The 18974-nt window shown below is 59.2% G+C and carries 16 protein-coding genes; 13 read left to right on the forward strand and 3 right to left on the reverse strand.

Going from position 1 to position 18974, the window contains the following annotated elements; translation table 11 throughout:
• Positions 1–344 precede the first annotated feature (344 nt).
• From H7698_RS14330 to tauD, 7 genes are all read left to right on the forward strand, one after another.
• Complete coding sequence (locus H7698_RS14330) at positions 345–2669, forward strand: Tex family protein (RefSeq protein ID WP_162437034.1); 2325 nt, start codon at positions 345–347, stop codon at positions 2667–2669.
• Positions 2669–3052, forward strand: a complete 384-nt coding sequence (locus tag H7698_RS14335) for a PaaI family thioesterase (RefSeq protein WP_194691794.1) — start codon at positions 2669–2671, stop codon at positions 3050–3052. The genes H7698_RS14330 and H7698_RS14335 overlap by 1 nt, the downstream gene beginning before the upstream one ends.
• Before the next feature lie 270 nt (positions 3053–3322).
• A complete protein-coding gene (gshA, locus tag H7698_RS14340) occupies positions 3323–4906 on the forward strand; it encodes a glutamate--cysteine ligase (protein ID WP_194691795.1) in 1584 nt (527 codons plus the stop codon).
• 346 nt (positions 4907–5252) lie between these two features.
• Complete coding sequence (gene tauA, locus H7698_RS14345) at positions 5253–6230, forward strand: taurine ABC transporter substrate-binding protein (RefSeq protein ID WP_194691796.1); 978 nt, start codon at positions 5253–5255, stop codon at positions 6228–6230.
• 16 nt (positions 6231–6246) lie between these two features.
• Positions 6247–7041: a taurine ABC transporter ATP-binding subunit gene (tauB, locus tag H7698_RS14350; protein WP_194691797.1), complete on the forward strand. Its 795-nt coding sequence runs from the start codon at positions 6247–6249 to the stop codon at positions 7039–7041.
• Positions 7038–7871 carry a taurine ABC transporter permease TauC gene (gene tauC, locus H7698_RS14355; protein WP_194691798.1) on the forward strand — a complete coding sequence of 278 codons (834 nt, stop codon included), beginning with the start codon at positions 7038–7040 and terminating at the stop codon, positions 7869–7871. Before tauB ends, tauC begins: the two co-directional genes overlap by 4 nt.
• 45 nt (positions 7872–7916) lie before the next feature.
• Positions 7917–8759, forward strand: coding sequence for a taurine dioxygenase (gene tauD, locus H7698_RS14360; RefSeq protein ID WP_194691799.1), 843 nt, complete (start codon positions 7917–7919; stop codon positions 8757–8759).
• 163 nt (positions 8760–8922) lie between these two features.
• On the opposite strand, the gene mgrA is transcribed toward tauD, so the two are convergent.
• The gene (mgrA, locus tag H7698_RS14365) at positions 8923–9960 is read right to left on the reverse strand and encodes an L-glyceraldehyde 3-phosphate reductase (RefSeq protein WP_162437041.1); all 1038 of its coding nucleotides are present in this window, start codon (positions 9958–9960) and stop codon (positions 8923–8925) included.
• 157 nt (positions 9961–10117) lie between these two features.
• Between mgrA and H7698_RS14370 the strand changes: the two genes are divergently transcribed.
• Positions 10118–10375 carry a hypothetical protein gene (locus tag H7698_RS14370; protein WP_162437042.1) on the forward strand — a complete coding sequence of 86 codons (258 nt, stop codon included), beginning with the start codon at positions 10118–10120 and terminating at the stop codon, positions 10373–10375.
• A 15-nt stretch (positions 10376–10390) separates the two neighbouring features.
• Here H7698_RS14370 and betT read toward each other — a convergent pair whose 3' ends face one another.
• Positions 10391–12346 carry a choline transporter BetT gene (gene betT, locus H7698_RS14375; RefSeq protein WP_178114286.1) on the reverse strand — a complete coding sequence of 652 codons (1956 nt, stop codon included), beginning with the start codon at positions 12344–12346 and terminating at the stop codon, positions 10391–10393.
• 426 nt (positions 12347–12772) lie between these two features.
• On the reverse strand, positions 12773–13699 hold the full coding sequence (epsC, locus tag H7698_RS14380; protein WP_162437044.1) for a serine O-acetyltransferase EpsC: 927 nt from the start codon (positions 13697–13699) through the stop codon (positions 12773–12775).
• Positions 13700–13889: 190 nt separating this feature from the next.
• Here epsC and H7698_RS14385 point away from each other — a divergent pair, with 190 nt between their 5' ends.
• From H7698_RS14385 to H7698_RS14405, 5 genes are all read left to right on the forward strand, one after another.
• Positions 13890–14882: a D-cysteine desulfhydrase gene (locus tag H7698_RS14385; RefSeq protein WP_162437045.1), complete on the forward strand. Its 993-nt coding sequence runs from the start codon at positions 13890–13892 to the stop codon at positions 14880–14882.
• A 305-nt stretch (positions 14883–15187) separates the two neighbouring features.
• Positions 15188–15982, forward strand: coding sequence for a cystine ABC transporter substrate-binding protein (tcyJ, locus tag H7698_RS14390; protein ID WP_194691800.1), 795 nt, complete (start codon positions 15188–15190; stop codon positions 15980–15982).
• Positions 15982–16647 carry a cystine ABC transporter permease gene (tcyL, locus tag H7698_RS14395; protein ID WP_010464804.1) on the forward strand — a complete coding sequence of 222 codons (666 nt, stop codon included), beginning with the start codon at positions 15982–15984 and terminating at the stop codon, positions 16645–16647. Before tcyJ ends, tcyL begins: the two co-directional genes overlap by 1 nt.
• Positions 16648–16650: 3 nt before the next feature.
• Positions 16651–17406: an L-cystine ABC transporter ATP-binding protein TcyN gene (gene tcyN / locus H7698_RS14400; RefSeq protein WP_194691801.1), complete on the forward strand. Its 756-nt coding sequence runs from the start codon at positions 16651–16653 to the stop codon at positions 17404–17406.
• Between the two features lie 478 nt (positions 17407–17884).
• On the forward strand, positions 17885–18628 hold the full coding sequence (locus H7698_RS14405) for a hypothetical protein (protein WP_194691802.1): 744 nt from the start codon (positions 17885–17887) through the stop codon (positions 18626–18628).
• The last annotated feature ends 346 nt before the right edge of the window (positions 18629–18974 follow it).

The raw sequence follows: 18974 nt of genomic DNA on the forward strand, positions 1-18974 counted from the left end.
TCGGCGCGCATTATGGCGTAGCTGCCGTTATACGCACCGTGTGCATTGTTAGCAGATTTTTCCTTCACCGCCAGCACGCCGGGCGTTATCCCCAAGGTCGGTGATGCCCCCGAATGATCGAACGCTGGGTATAATGCGCGGCGTTTTGTGTCAGGCAACGTCTGATCGTTTACCCCGGCGACCGCTTTTTATTTTCATGGCGCCGGCAGTAATTGTTCGATTTCACGGGTCAACGGAATGCCTGTTGATCCAGGTAGCGGCGCAGGCCAGGCCGCTCAACCAGACTCGCCGAGCCCTTATCTCTGCGCCTGCGAGCCTGCTTTCACAATTTGTCAGGTGGTTTTATGGACAGCATCAACAGCCGCATCGCCGAGGAACTCGGCGTACGCCCACAACAGGTCGAAGCGGCCGTCGCGCTACTCGATGAGGGCTCAACCGTTCCCTTCATCGCCCGCTACCGGAAAGAAGTGACCGGCAGCCTCGATGACATCCAGCTGCGCCACCTTGAAGAACGTCTGCGCTACCTGCGAGAACTCGACGAACGGCGCATCAGCATCCTGGCCAGCATCCAGGAACAGGGAAAGCTGACCCCGCAGCTGGAACGCGATATCAAGCTCGCCGACACCAAGACCCGTCTCGAAGATTTGTACCTGCCGTACAAGCAGAAACGCCGCACCAAGGGCCAGATCGCCCTGGAAGCCGGCCTCGGCGAGCTGGCTGACGGCCTGTTCAACGACCCTACCCTGGCGCCGGACGCCGAAGCTGCGCGCTTCATCGACGCCGAAAAAGGCGTGGCCGACGTGAAGGCCGCCCTCGAAGGCGCCAAGTACATCCTCATGGAGCGTTTCGCCGAAGACGCCGGTCTGCTCGACAAACTGCGCAGCTACCTGAAGCAGGAAGCCACCCTGAGTGCCCGTGTCATCGCCGGGAAGGAAGAGGAAGGCGCCAAGTTCCGCGACTACTTCGAACACGACGAACCCCTGAAAAGCATGCCATCGCACCGTGCCCTGGCGATTTTCCGTGGTCGCAACGAAGGCATTCTCAGCTCCGCGCTGAAGGTCGGCGACGAACTCCCGGGCACCATGCATCCGTGCGAAGGCATGATCGGCCAGCAGTTCGGCATCCAGAACCAGAACCGCGCCGCCGACAAATGGCTGGGCGAAGTGGTGCGCTGGACCTGGAAGGTCAAGCTCTACACCCACCTCGAAACCGACTTGCTCGGCGAACTGCGCGACGGTGCTGAAACCGAAGCGATCAACGTGTTCGCACACAACCTGCACGACTTGCTGCTGTCGGCACCCGCCGGCCCACGTGCCACCCTGGGCCTCGACCCTGGCCTGCGCACCGGCTGCAAGGTCGCCGTAGTCGACTCCACCGGCAAGCTGCTGGACCACGCCACGGTGTACCCGCACGTACCGCACAACAAGTGGGACCAGACCCTCGCCGTGCTCGCCGCCCTGTGCGCCAAGCACTCGGTGGACCTGATCGCCATCGGCAACGGCACCGCCAGCCGGGAAACCGACAAGCTCGCCGCTGAACTGATCAAAAAGTATCCAGCCATGAAAATGACCAAAGTAATGGTCTCCGAGGCCGGTGCATCGGTTTACTCGGCTTCGGAACTGGCTTCCAAGGAATTTCCGGACCTCGACGTGTCGATCCGTGGCGCGGTGTCCATTGCCCGTCGTCTGCAGGATCCGCTGGCAGAACTGGTGAAGATCGATCCGAAATCCATCGGTGTCGGCCAGTACCAGCACGATGTGTCGCAGCTGAAACTGGCGCGCGGCCTGGACGCTGTGGTCGAGGACTGCGTGAACGCCGTCGGCGTCGACGTCAACACGGCCTCTGTGGCGCTGCTGGCCCGTATCTCCGGCCTCAACGCGACGCTGGCACAGAACATCGTCAGCCATCGCGACGAGCACGGCGCCTTCAAAACCCGCGCCGCACTGAAGAAAGTGGCACGCCTGGGCGAAAAAACCTTCGAACAGGCTGCCGGCTTCCTGCGGGTCATGAATGGCGACAACCCGCTGGATTCGTCCGCGGTTCACCCGGAAGCCTATCCGTTGGTGCAGCGTATCGCCGCCGAGACTGACCGCGATATCCGCTCGCTGATCGGCGATGCCAGCTTCCTCAAGCGTCTTGATCCGAAGAAGTACACCGACGAAACCTTCGGTTTGCCGACGGTCACCGACATTCTGCAAGAGCTTGAAAAGCCTGGTCGCGACCCACGTCCCGAGTTTAAGACCGCCGAGTTCCAGGAAGGCGTCGAGGATCTCAAGGACCTGCAACTGGGCATGATCCTCGAAGGTGTCGTCACCAACGTGACGAACTTTGGCGCGTTCGTCGACATCGGCGTGCATCAGGACGGTTTGGTGCACATCTCTGCGCTTTCGGAGAAGTTCATCAAGGATCCTCGCGAAGCGGTGAAGGCCGGTGACGTGGTGAAAGTGAAGGTCATGGAAATCGACATTCCGCGTAAACGCGTTGGCCTGTCGATGCGCATGAGCGACACACCGGGTGAGAAAATCGACGGCGCCCGTGGTGCACGTCCGGGTTCCGCTCCGCGCCAGTCCCAGAACACCGCTCCACGCAAGGAAACCACGGCAGCGGCGCCGGCCAACAACGCCATGGCTTCACTGTTCGCTAACGCCAAGCAGTTGAAGAAACGCTGATGGACGTCCCTGCCGGGTACACCGAAAGCGCATTTTTCAAGCTGCTGGGGTGCCGTTTGCATAGCCTGGAAACCGGGGTGGCGCAGGTCGCCCTGTTGCTCGAGCCAGAGCTGCGCAATCGGGCGAACAAGCTGCACGGCGGGGCATTGTTCAGTCTGGTGGACATCGCCATGGGGCTGGCCTGTTCCAGCACCCACGGCTTTGACCAGCAGAGCGCGACCATCGAATGCAAGATCAACTACATTCGCGCCGTGTCCGACGGTGAAGTGATGTGCACGGCACGGGTGATTCACCCGGGCCGTCGCACGCTGGTGGTCGAAGCTGACGTGATGCAAGGCGAAAAATTAGTCGCAAAAGCACAAGGCACGTTCGCTGTCCTGTAGATGAATGCCATCATTTTGAGTTAATTTCAGCGCAACGAATCTGTAGGAGTGAGCCTGCTCGCGATAGCGGTATGTCAGGCAACATAAGCGTCGTCTGACACATCGCTATCGCGAGCAGGCTCACGCCTACAGGGATTGTGCAGTTCTTTACTAACCGGCATGGCTTGCGCGGTTGCAAAAACCAGGCGAAAACGCCAGTTTCTACTTCACCCTTGTAGACCGTCTTGCCCACCCCCATATTGGGGCGACTGACGCGTGAAGGAATCCAACTTGAGCGAACTTCTCAACCGCCGCCTGGCTCTGCTCGGCGAGCGCGCTAACCTCTCTCTGCTCGAACAGTGCCTTCACGGCATCGAACGTGAATGCCTGCGCGTGACCAGCGAAGGTCGCCTGGCGCAAACGCCGCACCCGGAAGAATTGGGTTCCGCGCTGACCAACGAACAAATCACCACTGACTATTCCGAGTCGCTGCTGGAGTTCATCACGCCAGCCCTGCCCGACCCGGCCGACACGCTGGCGAGCCTGGACAGCATTCACCGCTTTGCCTACAGCAAGCTCGGCAACGAGTTTCTGTGGAGTCCGTCGATGCCGTGCCCTTTGCCGGCCGAGGAAGATATCCCGATTGCCTACTACGGCACGTCCAACATCGGGCAGCTCAAGTATGTGTACCGCAAGGGCCTGGCCCTGCGTTACGGCAAGACCATGCAGTGCATCGCCGGGATTCACTACAATTTTTCCCTGCCGGAAAAACTCTGGCCCCTACTCAAAGAGGCTGAAGGTTTTGTCGGCACCGACCGCGATTATCAGTCGTCGGCCTACATCGCGCTGATCCGTAACTTCCGTCGCTACAGCTGGCTGCTGATGTACCTGTTCGGTGCCTCGCCAGCGCTCGACGCCGGTTTCCTGCGCGGGCGTTCGCACCAGCTCGAGCAGTTGGACCCGGACACCTTGTACCTGCCCTACGCCACCAGCCTGCGCATGAGCGACCTGGGTTACCAGAGCAACGCCCAGGCCGGCTTGACGCCGTGCTACAACGACCTGGCGAGCTACACCGACAGCTTGCGCAAAGCGGTGGCGACACCTTATGCGCCGTATGTCGAAATCGGCACGCATCAGGATGGTGAGTGGGTTCAGCTCAACACCAACATCCTGCAGATCGAAAACGAGTACTACTCCAACATCCGTCCCAAGCGCGTGACCTACACCGGCGAGCGACCGATCCAGGCGCTGGTGGCCCGTGGCATTCAGTACGTTGAAGTGCGCTGCCTGGACATCAACCCGTTCCTGCCGATGGGCATCGATCTTACCGAGTCGCGCTTCTTCGACGCCTTCCTGCTGTACTGCGCGCTCAACGAAAGCCCTCTGCTGACCAACAGCAGCTGTGGCAATGCGACCTCGAACTTCCTCAGCGTGGTCAAGGAAGGTCGCCGCCCAGGCTTGCAACTGCAGCGCGACGGTCAACCGGTGGACATGAAGGAATGGGCTGCCGAGCTGCTGGAGAAGATTGCACCGCTGGCCGCACTGCTTGATCAAAGCCATGGCGGCGATGCTCACAGCAAGGCGCTGGACGTGCAGATGGAGAAGATCAAGGACCCGTCCCGGACGCCGTCAGCCATGGTCTTGGCGTCGATGGCCGAGCATAAGGAAAGCTTCGCCCAGTTCTCCCTGCGCCAGAGCCGCGCACATGCGGAGTATTTCCGTAGCGAGCCGCTGTCAGCCGAAGCCCAGGCGACGTTTGAAAACCGTGCGCGCACTTCGCTGGCCGAACAGGTGGAGCTGGAGCAGAACGAGGTCGGTGATTTCGACGTGTTCGTCGGGTCGTATCAGGCGAGTATTCTGGCGATCAGTAACTGAGTCACTACGGCCCTTTATCGCAAGCAAGCAGCTCCTGTGGATCAGACATAGCAACTCACTGTGGCGAGGGGATTTATCCCCGTTCGACTGCGAAGCAGTCGCAAGATCCTTTTAATGGGGGCTGCTTCGCAGCCCAACGGGGATAAATCCCCTCGCCACAGTAGATCCCCTCGCCACAGTAAATTTTCTCGCCACAGCAAATCCTCTCGCCACAAAGCCCCTCACCTCATGCATTCCCAACTTTTCCACTCATAAGCTAATTCGAAAAAGTTATTTATTTACGGATTCTTAGATCATTTAGTCTCCTCACACGCCAACTCTCGGCCGCCTGTTGAGGAGCTTCTCCATGAAACTGCATCTCCCCCTTCGCCTCCTGGCGGGCGTTTCGCTGGCTGCGGCGAGTTTCTTTGTTCAGGCAGCCGACGTGACCGTCGCCTACCAGACCACCGTTGACCCGGCGAAAGTCGCCCAGGCCGACGGCGCCTACGAAAAAGCCACCAACGCCAAGATTGACTGGCGCAAATTCGACAACGGCGCCGACATCATCGCCGCCATTGCCTCCGGCGATGTCCAGATCGGCTACCTGGGTTCCAGCCCCCTGACCGCCGCGATCACCCGCAAAGTCCCGGTAGAAACCTTCCTCATTGCCACTCAGATCGGCGCCGCCGAAGCCCTGGTAGCTCGCGATGGTTCCGGCATCAAGACCCCACAAGACTTGATCGGCAAAAAAATCGCCGTACCTTTTGTCTCCACCGGCCACTACAGCCTGCTGGCGGCGTTGAAGCACTGGAACATCGACCCGTCGAAAGTCACCGTCCTCAACCTCGCCCCGCCCGCGATCATTGCTGCATGGAAACGCGGTGATATCGACGCCACTTACGTGTGGGACCCGGCCCTGGGCGTCGCCAAGGAAAACGGCAAAGTACTGATCACCTCGGGTGAATTGGCCAAGTTCGGCGCACCGACGTTCGATGCCTGGATCGTGCGCAAAGACTTCGCCGAAAAACACCCGGAAATCGTCACCGCGTTCGCCAAAGTCACCCTCGACGCCTACGCCGAATATCGCAAAGACCCTCAAGCCTGGCTCGCTAATCAATCCAACGTCGACAAGCTGGTGAAACTCTCCGGCGCCAAGGCCAGCGACATTCCGTTGCTGCTGCAAGGCAACGTCTACCCGCTGGCGGCTGATCAGGTGATCACCCTTGGCGCACCGACCACCAAAGCGATCACTGACACCGCCACCTTCCTCAAGGAACAGGGCAAGGTCGACGCTGTACTGCCGGACTACGCGCCTTACGTCAGCGCCAAGTTCATCACTCACTGATCGGGAGTTCATTGCGATGGCTTTGCTACAGCTGGAGCGCATCAGCGCACAGTACCCCGGTAGCCCGGAACCGGTGCTGGCGGATATTTCCTTGAGCCTCGGGCCTCAGCAATTGCTGGTGGCTCTCGGCCCGTCCGGCAGTGGCAAGACCTCGCTGTTGAACCTGATTGCCGGTTTCGTCGAGCCCAGCGCCGGGCGTATCACGCTGGACGGCGTACCGGTCAAAGGGCCAAGCGCCGAACGTGGTGTGGTGTTCCAGGACGATGCCCTGCTGCCTTGGCAGGATGTGCTGGCCAACGTCGGCTTCGGTCTGGAGCTGGCGGGCGTATCTCGTGAAATACGTGAAAGCCGCGCCAAAGAAATGCTCGCGCTGGTGGACCTTTCCGGTTTCGAAAACCGCCGGATCTGGCAACTCTCGGGCGGACAGAAACAGCGCGTCGGCCTGGCCCGCGCACTGGCTGCCGACCCTCGTGTATTGCTGATGGACGAACCTTTCGGTGCCCTCGACGCGTTCACCCGCGAACAGATGCAAGAGCTCTTGCTGCAAGTCTGGCAGCGCACCGCCAAACCGGTTTTTCTGATTACCCACGACATCGAAGAAGCCGTATTTCTCGCTACTGACCTGATTCTTCTGGCGCCTGATCCTGGGCAAATCGTCGAGCGCTTGAGTCTTGATTTCGGTCAGCGCTATGCCGCTGGCGAATCGGCACGGGCGATCAAATCCGACCCACGCTTTATCGAAACCCGCGAACACGTCCTCGCCAAGGTGTTCTCCCAACGCAGCGCCGCCCAGCGGCAGGAGCGCGCATGAGCAGCTATGAGATTCCGGCCGTCACGGTAAAAACCCCTTCGACGGTGATACCTGTACGGCGCAGCTTGAGCACACGCTGGATCAGTGTCCTGACACTGGTCGCGTTGGTGGCGCTGTGGTGGGCGGTGACGGCTACCGGCATGATCGAACCGCTGTTCCTGCCGCCTCCGTCCGCCGTCCTGCAAAAGGGCTGGTTGCTGGTGACCACCGGCTACATGGACTCCACCTTGTGGCAGCACTTGGGCGCCAGTTTGAGTCGCATCGGGCTGGGCCTGGGCTTCGCGGTATTGACGGCGGTACCGGTCGGCATCGCCATCGGCCACAACCGCATTGCTCGCGGCATCCTCGATCCGCTGATCGAGTTCTACCGCCCTATTCCACCGTTGGCCTACCTGCCGCTGATCGTGATCTGGTGCGGCATCGGTGAGCTGTCCAAAGTTCTGCTGATCTACCTCGCGATTTTTGCGCCCATCGCCATCGCCACGGCCACGGGTGTGCGCACCGTCGACCCCGCCAAGCTGCGTGCAGCACAGTCGCTGGGCGCAACACGGGCGCAGCTGATACGCCATGTCATTCTGCCAAGCGCCTTGCCGGACATTTTGACCGGCGTGCGCATTGGTCTCGGTGTGGGTTGGTCGACCCTGGTCGCCGCCGAATTGATCGCCGCCACCAGCGGTTTGGGCTTCATGGTGCAATCGGCCGCGCAGTTCCTGGTCACCGATGTGGTGGTACTGGGGATTCTGGTCATCGCGCTGATTGCCTTCGCCATGGAAATGGGCCTGCGTGCCCTGCAACGCAAGCTGGTGCCGTGGCACGGCCAGGCTCACTGAATATGGCTGCCTCGGTTGCCGCCCCCCGAATTGAAGAGAACCACCATGAGTAACCTGACCATCGTCCCCCTAAGCTCGGCCCTCGGCGCGCAGATCAGCGGCGTCGACGTGAGCCAGCCGCTGAACCTGGAACAACTCGATGCTATCGAGCAGGCGTTGCTCAAGCACCAAGTGTTGTTCTTCCGCGACCAGCCGATCACGCCTCAGCAGCAGGCGCGGTTCGCCTCCTATTTTGGCGACCTGCACATCCACCCGATCTACCCCAACGTCCCCGAACAACCGCAGGTGCTGATCCTTGATACCGCCGTCACCGACGTGCGCGACAACGCGATCTGGCACACCGACGTGACCTTCCTGCCGACACCGGCGATGGGCGCCGTGCTCAGTGCCAAGCTGTTGCCGGAGTTTGGCGGCGACACGCTGTGGGCCAGCGGCATTGCTGCGTATGAAGCGCTGTCTGCGCCGATGAAAAACCTGCTCGAAGGCCTGACCGCCACCCACGATTTCACTCGCTCGTTTCCATTGGAACGCTACGGCAACACGCCAGAAGCGCTGGTTCAATGGGAAGAAGCCCGCCGCAAAAACCCACCGTTGTCGCACCCTGTGATCCGCACACACCCCGTGAGTGGGCGCCGGTCATTGTTCGTCAATGAAGGGTTCACATCGAAGATCAACGAGCTGTCGGAAACGGAAAGCGAGGCCATTCTGAAGCTGCTGTTCGCCCATGCGACGCGCCCGGAGTTCACCATCCGCTGGCGTTGGCAGAAAGACGACGTGGCGTTCTGGGACAACCGCGTGACGCAGCATTACGCAGTAGACGACTACCGCCCTGCACGGCGGGTGATGCAGCGCGCGACGGTGTTGGGGGATGTACCGTTTTTTCGGTGAGACCTGACTTTCGTCATTGCCTCAAATACCGCTATCGCGGGCAAGCCCGCTCCCACAGGTATATCAGTTGGCCGCAGAATGTTGGTTCAACACATAACCCTGGGGGAGCGGGCTTGCCCGCGATAGCGGTATTGCAGGCGCCGGAAAAACCAGCGCCGAAAGCTTACTCAGCCGAGGATGGCTTCTCCCAAAGATTGATCCCACCCTCCTGGGCAAACCCATCAATCTCCGCCAGCTCTTGCGCACTGAAGCTCAAATTCTTCAACGCCCCGACGTTCTCGATTATCTGCTCCGGACGACTCGCACCGATCAGCGCCGAGGTCACGCGTGGATCTCGCAGCGTCCAGGCCAGCGCCAACTGCGCCAGGCTCTGACCACGACGCTTGGCGATCTCGTTCAGCGCGCGAACGTGAGCGATGTTGGCCTCGGACAAATGCGAAGCCTGCAACGAGCCACCCCCCGGACGATTCACCCGCGCATCCGCCGGCACGCCGTTGAGGTACTTGTCAGTCAGGAGTCCCTGGGCCAGTGGTGTAAATGCAATCACCCCGGTGCCGAGCTCATCGGTGACATCCAGCAGGTCTTTTTCTACCCAACGATTGAGCAGGTTGTAGGCCGGCTGATGAATCAACAGCGGCACTTTCCACTCCTTCAGCAGCGCGGCCATTTCACGGGTTTTCACCCCGGAATAAGACGAGATGCCAATGTACAAAGCCTTGCCCTGCTGCACGGCGGTGGCCAGTGCGCTGGCGGTTTCTTCCAGCGGCGTGTCCGGGTCGAAGCGGTGAGAATAGAAGATGTCGACGTAGTCCAGGCCCAGGCGCTGCAAGCTCTGGTCGAGGCTGGCGAGCACGTATTTGCGCGAACCTCCGCCCTGGCCGTAAGGGCCGGGCCACATGTCCCAGCCCGCCTTGCTCGAGATGATCAGTTCGTCGCGGTACTGCTTGAAGTCTTCACGCAGCAAACGGCCGAAATTGATCTCGGCGCTGCCATACGGCGGGCCATAGTTGTTGGCGAGGTCGAAGTGGTTGATCCCCAGATCGAACGCCGTGCGCAACAACGAGCGCTGGGTTTCGATTGGCGTGCTGTCGCCAAAGTTGTGCCACAGGCCCAACGACAGCGCCGGCAACACCAGCCCGCTGCGGCCTACACGGCGGTACGGGATGGCGTCATAGCGGTTTTCGGCAGCGGTGTAAGTCATCGAATCCTCTCTTGTCTGGGTAAACATTCATTGAGATGAGTACATTAATATCCAAACATGGCATCAGACCATTACCTGTGAGAGCAAAGCTTGGTCCGGGCGGCGTTCCGACGATGAAGCCCTCCAAGCCAACCCACACCCGAGGAATGTACTCACCATGCACACCACCATCATCATCACCTTCGGCCTGATCCTCCTGGCGCTGATGCTGTTCATCGGTGAGAAAATCGGCTTCAGCCGCCAGACCCTGACCTACAGCTTCGTCGCCTTGTGGCTGGCGCTGACCGTCATCAACGGTGCCATCGGTGTGGTCACTGCCGGCCAGTCCGTGAGTTCGGAAATGGTGGTCGGCAGCCTGGTGTTCAGCGTCCCGGTGGCCGCACTGGTGTTGTTCATGGTGATGACTCAAGCCTGAGCCATCACCCATTGATCAACGCACCAAATGCAGGAACTGCATGTGCCGCTCGTACTGGTCGAGGATGTCGTTGATGATCTGCTCCTTGGTGTAGCCCACCAGATCGTAGTCCTGACTGCCCTCGGCCAAATGCACTTCAGCCCGATAGTAACGGCGATTGTTGAGCTCCTTGGAACCCATGCCGCCACGGGCGAAAGACGGTGTGAAGTAGCCACGCATCTGCACCTGATAGATGAACGGATGCTGTTCGCCATGACCGATTTCCAGGCTGACACTGTCATTGGCCGGGTCAGGCTGAGTGACCACGTTCAAACCCTTCTCGACGAATACGGCGGTCACCTCTTCAATCGCAGGGCGCACCGTCGTGTCGAGGAAGCGATAGACCTCATCCCGCGAGGGGAAGTGCACGGCCTGACTCAGCCGCTGACGCCAGCCACCACGCCGCGAACCGGACACCGGTGCCAGGGAATGCAGTTGCGCGATCTGCTTCTGCGACTCCAGGTAGAACGCCTTGTGCAGCCCCCACATCATCAACAGCAAAATCATCGAGAACGGCAGCGAGGTCAGCACCACGGCTGACTTCAGCGCATCGATGCTGCCGGAGAACAGCAGCGCACTGGTCACCAATGCAGTCATCGCGCCCCAGAACACCCGCAGCCATTTCGGCCCGTCTTCATCCGGATTGCCGCCCTTGGCAGACAGCGTCGACAGCACCACGGTACCGGAGTCGGCCGAGGTGACGAAGAACACGAAGCTGATGAACACCGTGACCGCGATAACGGTTTTGCTCCACGGGTAGGTTTCCAGCAACAGGTAAAGCGTCATCGAGGGGTTGTCGATGGCCGACATTCCCAGCGCGCTCATGCCGTGGTTGAGGACTTGATCGATGGCGCTGTTGCCGAAGATCGACATCCACGCCAGGGTGAAACCAAGCGGGATCAGCAATACGCCAAAAACGAATTCGCGGATGGTCCGACCACGGGAAATCCGTGCGATGAACAGGCCAACGAACGGCGACCATGCAATCCACCAGGCCCAGTAGAACACTGTCCAGCCGCCCAACCAGTCGCTGGGTTTGTCATAGGCGTACAGGTCAAAACTCTTCATCGGCAAGGCGCCGAGATAGTCGCCGATGTTCTGGATCAGGGTGTTGAGCAGATGCTGCGTAGGGCCGGCGAACAACACGAACAACAGCAGCGCACACGCCAGCAGCATGTTGATGTCGGACATCACCCGCACGCCTTTGTCGACGCCGGATACCGCGACGATGATTGCCGCGCCCATCATCAGCGTGATCAGGCCCACCTGAACCCACTGGGTGTGTGCAACACCGAACAGATAGTCGAGGCCGGAGTTGAGGTGCAACACGCCAAAGCCCATGTCGGCACCGAGGCCAAACACCGTGGCGATGATGCCGAAGCCGTCCACCGCATAACCGATCGGACCGTTGATGCGCTTACCGATCAGCGGGTAAAGCGCCGAGCGTAACGCCAGTGGCAGGTTATGGCGGTAGGCGAAGTAGGCCAGCGCCATGCCGACAAAGGCGAACACGCCCCAGCCATGCAGGCCCCAGTGCAGGAACAGAATCTGCATCGCCTGTCGCGCCGCATCCGCCGTGCCGGCATCGCCCTGGGGCGGTTGCGCGAGGTGGGTCAGCGGCTCGGATACACAAAAGAAAAACAGCGTGATGCTGATCCCGGCGGCGAACAGCATGCCGGCCCAGGACAGGTAACTGAACTCGGGTTCGTCGTGGTCGGCACCGAGCTTGATCTTGCCGTAGCCGGATAAGGCGGTGACCACCACGAAGACCAGGTACAGGGTCATCGCGAGCATGTAGTACCAGCCGACCGTATTGGCCGCCCAGTTTTGTGCCGCCAGCAACCAGGCCCCGGCTTGCTCGGGCATCGCGATAACCACGATGCCGAACAACAGAATGAAACTCGCCGAGAAGTAGAACACCGGCGGATTCATGCGGACCTGGCCGCTTGGTGGGAGAGAAGATGCACTCATGAAACATGCACCTCTAAGGTAGGCAATGTGGCTGTGAAAATCAGACTCAGCAAAGGCAAGCCTCCTGTTGTGAGCGGGCAGCGAACCGGCGTTTTAACTTGAATGAGCGTTCAAGTTAAACATGGATAGGGCGCTAAGGACTAATCGCAGGGCTCGGCGGTACTGTGTGTACGCTAGCTCAAGGAAGGGTATGAGGTGGGATTTGGTGGTTTGGTTCACTGGATAATTGGCTGAATGCCATTATCTCGGTTCGGATTGAAATCATTCGCGGGCAAGCCACGCTCCCACAGGTATCGTGTCGTACAGTAACTGTGCGAACGACATCGATCCTGTGGGAGCGGGGCTTGCCCGCGAAGGCGTTAGCAAGATCACTGAAGATTTCAGCCCTTACTTCTGCGTCCCATCATCATGCTGCAGATTCGCCTGGGTCAGGTTGCACCCTGCCGGCACGCTGCGGGTCAGCCAGACATTACCGCCGATGGTCGAGCCCTTGCCGATAGTAATCCGCCCCAGAATCGTCGCACCGGCGTAAATCACCACGTCATCCTCGACAATCGGATGCCGCGGATGGCCCTTCTGCAATTGCCCGTCTTCATCCGCCGGAAAACGCTTGGCACCCAGGGTCACGGCCTGATAGATCCGCACACGCTCGCCGATGATGGCGGTCTCGCCAATCACCACACCCGTCCCATGATCGATAAAGAAGCTGCGACCGATCTGCGCCCCAGGGTGAATATCGATGCCCGTGGCCGAGTGCGCGATTTCCGCGCTGATCCGCGCCAGCAGCGGCAACCCGGCGCGATAGAGATGGTGCGCCAGGCGATGGTGAATCACCGCCAGAATCCCGGGGTAGCACAGCAGCACCTCATCAACACTGCGCGCCGCTGGATCACCGTGGTAGGCCGCCAGCACATCGGTGTCCAGCAAACTGCGCAGCCCCGGCAACGCGAGGGCGAAATCCTGGATGATCTGAATGGTCCTGGCCTCGACTTCGGTGTCGGCCTGGGCGCTATGGCGCGCGGCGTAACGCAGTTCGAGTCGCGCTTGAGCCAGCAATGCGTTCAGCGCCACGTCCAGCGTGTGGCCGACGTAGAAATCTTCACTCTCCTCACGCAGGTCGACCGGCCCCAGACGCATCGGAAACAGCGCGCCACAGAGCGCTTCAAGAATATCGGCCATCGCCGCTCGAGAAGGCAACTCGCGACCGCCCTGCTCGCCACTGGCGCGACCGTTTTGGGCACGCCATTGATCACGCGCGGTACGCAGTTGGCTGACGATGGTCTGCAATTGCCAATGGCTGGATCGCTCGCTCACTGTAGAAACTCCTCACCGGCAGCCGGACGGTCTGGCTACCTTGACGGCGATTACTTTACGGCAAGGTCTTCAAGCCGAATTAAGAACCAATAGTGCTGAACTCAATACTTTTGGCTATAAGCGATTGGCGGTTGCCCCTGGATTTTGGCGTGCCTATAGTCCGGACATCTTTCCCTGCCAGTGCGTAACCATGATCAAACAACAGCTCGCCCGTTTTGACCGCCTCGAATTGCTCAGCCACCCGACGCCGCTGGAAAAACTCGAGCGCCTGTCGACCTGGCTGGGCCGCGATGTATACGTCAAACGCGATGACCTGACGCCACTGGCGATGGGCGGCAACAAGCTGCGCAAGCTCGAATACCTGGCGGCAGATGCGCTGGCCCAAGGCGCCGACACGTTCATCACCGCAGGCGCGCTGCAGTCCAACCACGTTCGCCAGACCGCTGCCCTGGCCGCCAAACTGGGCCTGGGTTGCATCGCCCTGCTGGAAAATCCGCTGGGCACTGACGACAGCAACTACGTCGCCAATGGCAATCGGCTGCTGCTCGACCTGTTCGATGCCAAGGTCGAACTGGTGGAAAACCTCGACAACGCCGACGAACAATTGCAGGCCCTGGCTGACCGACTGCGCAACAACGGCAAAAAACCCTACATCGTGCCGATTGGCGGCTCCAACGCTTTGGGCGCGCTCGGTTATGTGCGCGCCGGGCTGGAACTGGCCGAACAGATCAAGGACACCGGTCTGACTTTTGCTGCCGTGGTATTGGCCTCAGGCAGTGCAGGAACCCATAGCGGCCTGGCGCTGGCATTGAATGAAGCACTGCCGGAATTGCCAGTGATCGGCGTCACGGTATCGCGCAGTGATGAAGATCAACGCCCCAAGGTTCAGGGCCTGGCCGAGCGCACAGCGGAGCTGCTGGGCGTGACTCTGCCAGCGAGTTTCAAAGTCGAATTGTGGGACGAATATTTCGGCCCGCGTTACGGCGAACCGAACGCCGGCACGCTCTCAGCGGTGAAGCTGGTGGCCAGTCAGGAAGGGTTGTTGCTCGACCCGGTGTACACCGGTAAGGCCATGGCGGGTCTGCTGGATGGCATCGGGCGTCAGCGCTTCAATGAGGGGCCGATTATTTTCCTGCACACCGGTGGAGCACCGGCGTTGTTTGCTTATAAAGATTTTCTCTGAGCGATCATTCCCACGCTCAGCGTGGGAACGCCTCAAGGGACGCTCTGCGTCCAGTGACACGGAGCGTTCCGGTTGCGTACCCAAGCAGGACACTGGAAACGATCCTATGTTTGATATTCATTTAAAGCATAACAATCTTAATATTTATTATTTTCCAATCTAAGAAAGCCATCATATAGTCGCGCCGCAGGCGAATTTGCAACGAGACGAATATGCTGCTTTAGGGCAGGATATCGCAGACGTTTAAATCCCGAATTTGCCAACCTTCTCACTACGTCTTCCATAAGAAAACACAGGGGCTTGTCATGAATTTTTCCGCACTACGTCGAAATCTGCTGGTAGGTTCGCTGGGCCTGGCGCTGAGCGCCGGTCTGATCGGTCAGGCCGTTGCCGGTGAGCAACTGCAAAAAATCAAAACCGCCGGCGTGATCAACGTCGGCCTGGAAGGCACCTACCCACCGTTCAGCTTCGTCGACGCCGACGGCAAACTGGCCGGCTTCGAAGTCGAGTTCTCCGAAGCCCTGGCCAAAGAGCTGGGCGTGAAAGTGAAACTGCAACCGACCAAATGGGATGGCATCCTCGCGGCACTGGAATCCAAGCGTCTGGACGCGGTGATCAACCAAGTGACCATTTCCGAAGAGCGCAAGAAGAAGTACGACTTCTCCGAGCCTTACACCGTCTCCGGTATTCAGGCGCTTGTTCTGACCAAGAACAAAGACACCATCAAGACCGCCGCCGATCTGGATGGCAAGAAAGTCGGTGTAGGCCTGGGCACCAACTATGAGCAATGGCTCAAGGAGAACCAGCCTAAAGCCATTATCAAGACCTATGACGATGATCCGACCAAGTTCCAGGACCTGCGCGTAGGCCGTATCGACGCCATCCTGATCGACCGTCTCGCCGCACTGGAATACGCCAAGAAGGCCAAGGACACTGTCGCCGCCGGAGAAGCGTTCTCCCGCCAGGAAGCCGGTATTGCCCTGCGCAAAGGCGAGCCTGAGCTGCTGGCCGCAGTGAACAAGGCCATCGACAAGCTGCGCGCAGACGGTACGCTGAAAAAGCTCTCGGAGAAATACTTCAGCGCTGACGTCACTCAATAATGGAAGAAGCTTTCCAACTCGCACTGGATTCCCTGCCTTTCCTGCTCAAGGGGGCCTACTACACGGTCATCTTGAGCCTGGGCGGGATGTTTTTCGGCCTCATGCTGGGCTTCGGCCTGGCACTGATGCGCCTGTCGCGCTTCAAGCTGGTGAGCTGGATCGCCCGCATCTACGTGTCGTTTTTTCGCGGCACGCCGTTGCTGGTGCAACTGTTCGTGATCTATTACGGCTTGCCGCAATTGGGCATGGAACTCGATCCGCTGCCGGCGGCCCTGATCGGCTTCTCGCTGAACATGGCCGCTTACGCCTGTGAAATCCTCCGGTCCGCGATCAGCTCAATCGAGCGCGGCCAGTGGGAAGCTGCCGCCAGCATCGGCATGACCCGAGCGCAAACCCTGCGACGGGCCATCATCCCGCAGGCAATGCGCACCGCATTGCCGCCGCTTGGCAACAGCTTCATTTCGCTGGTCAAGGACACCGCGCTGGCCGCCACCATCCAGGTGCCGGAGTTGTTCCGCCAGGCGCAGCTGATCACAGCACGCACCTTCGAAGTGTTCACCATGTACCTTGCCGCCGCACTGATCTACTGGATTCTGGCCACGGTGTTGTCGCACCTGCAGAACAAGTTGGAAGAGCGGGTCAATCGGCACGACCAGGAGTCCTGACCCATGATTGTCGTGGAAAAACTGACAAAGCAGTTCAAGGGTCAAGTGGTGCTCAATGGCATCGATCTGGAAGTAAAGGAAGGCGAGGTTGTGGCCATTATCGGGCCCAGCGGCTCGGGTAAAACCACCTTCCTGCGCTGCCTGAATTTTCTGGAAGAACCCACCAGCGGCCGGATCAAGGTTGGTGACATCGAAATCGATGGCAGCCGACCACTGAACCAGCAGCAAAGCCTGGTGCGCCGCTTGCGTCAGCACGTGGGTTTCGTGTTCCAGAGCTTCAATCTGTTCCCCCATCGCACGGCCCTGGAAAACGTGATCGAGGGGCCGATCGTGGTGAAAAAGATCCCCCGCGCCGATGCCATTGCCCTGGGCAAAAAACTGTTGGCCCGAGTCGGGTTGGCGGGCAAGGAGGACGCGTATCCGCGACGTCTTTCAGGCGGCCAGCAACAGCGCGTGGCGATCGCCCGGGCATTGGCCATGGAGCCGGAAGTCATTCTGTTCGACGAGCCTACCTCGGCCCTCGATCCGGAGCTGGTGGGTGAAGTGCTGGCAACTATCCGCAGCCTGGCTGAAGAGAAACGCACCATGGTGATCGTCACCCACGAAATGAGCTTTGCCCGGGACGTGGCCAATCGCGTGGTGTTTTTCGACAAAGGAGTGATCGTCGAGCAAGGTGAAGCCAAGGCGTTGTTTGCCAACCCTAAAGAAGAGCGGACGAAACAGTTCCTCAGCAAGTTTACAAACAACACACACCACTAAACACCCCCGCAATACGGTTTAACTTCCACGGATGGAAGTCCCCCTCCCCTTCTATAAACACCCTCTTCGCTCAATTAAATATCACTGCCTGCCCTACAACTTTTTTGTCGAAGCGCGCGGTACATATATAGCCCGTAGAAACCATTTTGCCTTCGCCAGTATGCTTAATACTCAAGCAGTGCTTAGCTGTCGCTATCGCTAAACAGCGCAGTAAAACCCAGCATTTATTGAGCAATATTCGACAGCACCATGGGGCTTACTGCCTCCTGCACGTAGGAACCTTCTGAATAACACGCGCTCGCCAACTTAACTAACTCACTCTATTGACAGTCATTCATCCGCACTTTTATCTGTGACTACGGACGACACTCATCACACTCAATCATTATTTTAACTTCAAGTAATGAACGGTTTTGCTGTTCGACATCCGCGTTTTTTTTCAGAAACGGAATTCGTTGCAAGACTTCAAGGAGAATCCATGAAAAGCATCTCGACCACACTTCAATTGGCGGTGCCGACGCTGGCGCAATCAGACAAGGACAGCATCAACATCAGCTCGGCGGCGCACCTGCTGATCGACGTCGCGCCATACGCCGGCATGGATAAAGGCGATCTGATCGAACTGTTCTGGGATGACTGCTACGTGGCGTCCAAAGTGTTGGCTGCCAGGGACGTGTGCAAGACCGTCAGCCTGCGAGTACCGGAAAGCTTTATTGCCAGTGGCGCTTCGAGCGTTCGCTACCGGGTCATGCAGATCGGTCAGGAACCGGCCCTGTCGCCCGCCATGCAGGTACACGTCAAACTGGATTGCCCAGGCGGACAGCCACCACCGGTGTGCGGCGATGAAAACCAGAATCTGGCGCTGGTTAACCTCCCCGAGGCTATTCAACGAAAGGGCGTCAATTCGAGGCAGATAAAACGCGGCGTGCCGTTGACCATTGAGCCGTACCTGAACATGGACGTCGACGACGAGATCACTCTGCGTTGGGGGGACGCTCGAATGGATCTGCCCAGGCTAAAACCCTGTGATATCGGACAGCCGATTCGGGTTTGGGTACCTTCGGCGATCATTCTCGAAGCGGGCGAGGATCTGCGACTGGAAGTAACGTATTGCGTCCTCGACCGGGCAGGCAACAACTCTCGCTGGGCGCCAGTGCGCAGGCTGAAGATCGGCTGCGCCAACGCCTACCTCAAAGTACCGCTGAAGCGAGCAAAGCGCTGAGCCCCCTCTGCAACTCACCCCAATCCCTTTACCAGCTGGCGATCTGTGGCGAGGGGATTCATCCCCGCTGGGTCGCGCAGCGGCCCCAAAATCTTTACGACTGCTGCGCAGCCGAACGGGGATGAATCCCCTCGCCACAGGTCGCCAGCTGCTACACAGGGTATCTGTCTTCCCCCACAACACCCTTCTATGCATATTCCTAAAAGTTAGTTTATTAATTTTTTATACATGTTTAGGGTATATGAACCGGACCACCGGACATTCTTGTTTTCGTTCGCCGCCTTTCCCGCGGCGTTTCCATGAGATGTGAGGTAGGTATGGTCCGGAACACAATCACCCCAGTGCA

The organism is Pseudomonas sp. p50(2008), from assembly GCF_015351605.1.
In the GTDB taxonomy this organism is placed as follows: domain Bacteria; phylum Pseudomonadota; class Gammaproteobacteria; order Pseudomonadales; family Pseudomonadaceae; genus Aquipseudomonas.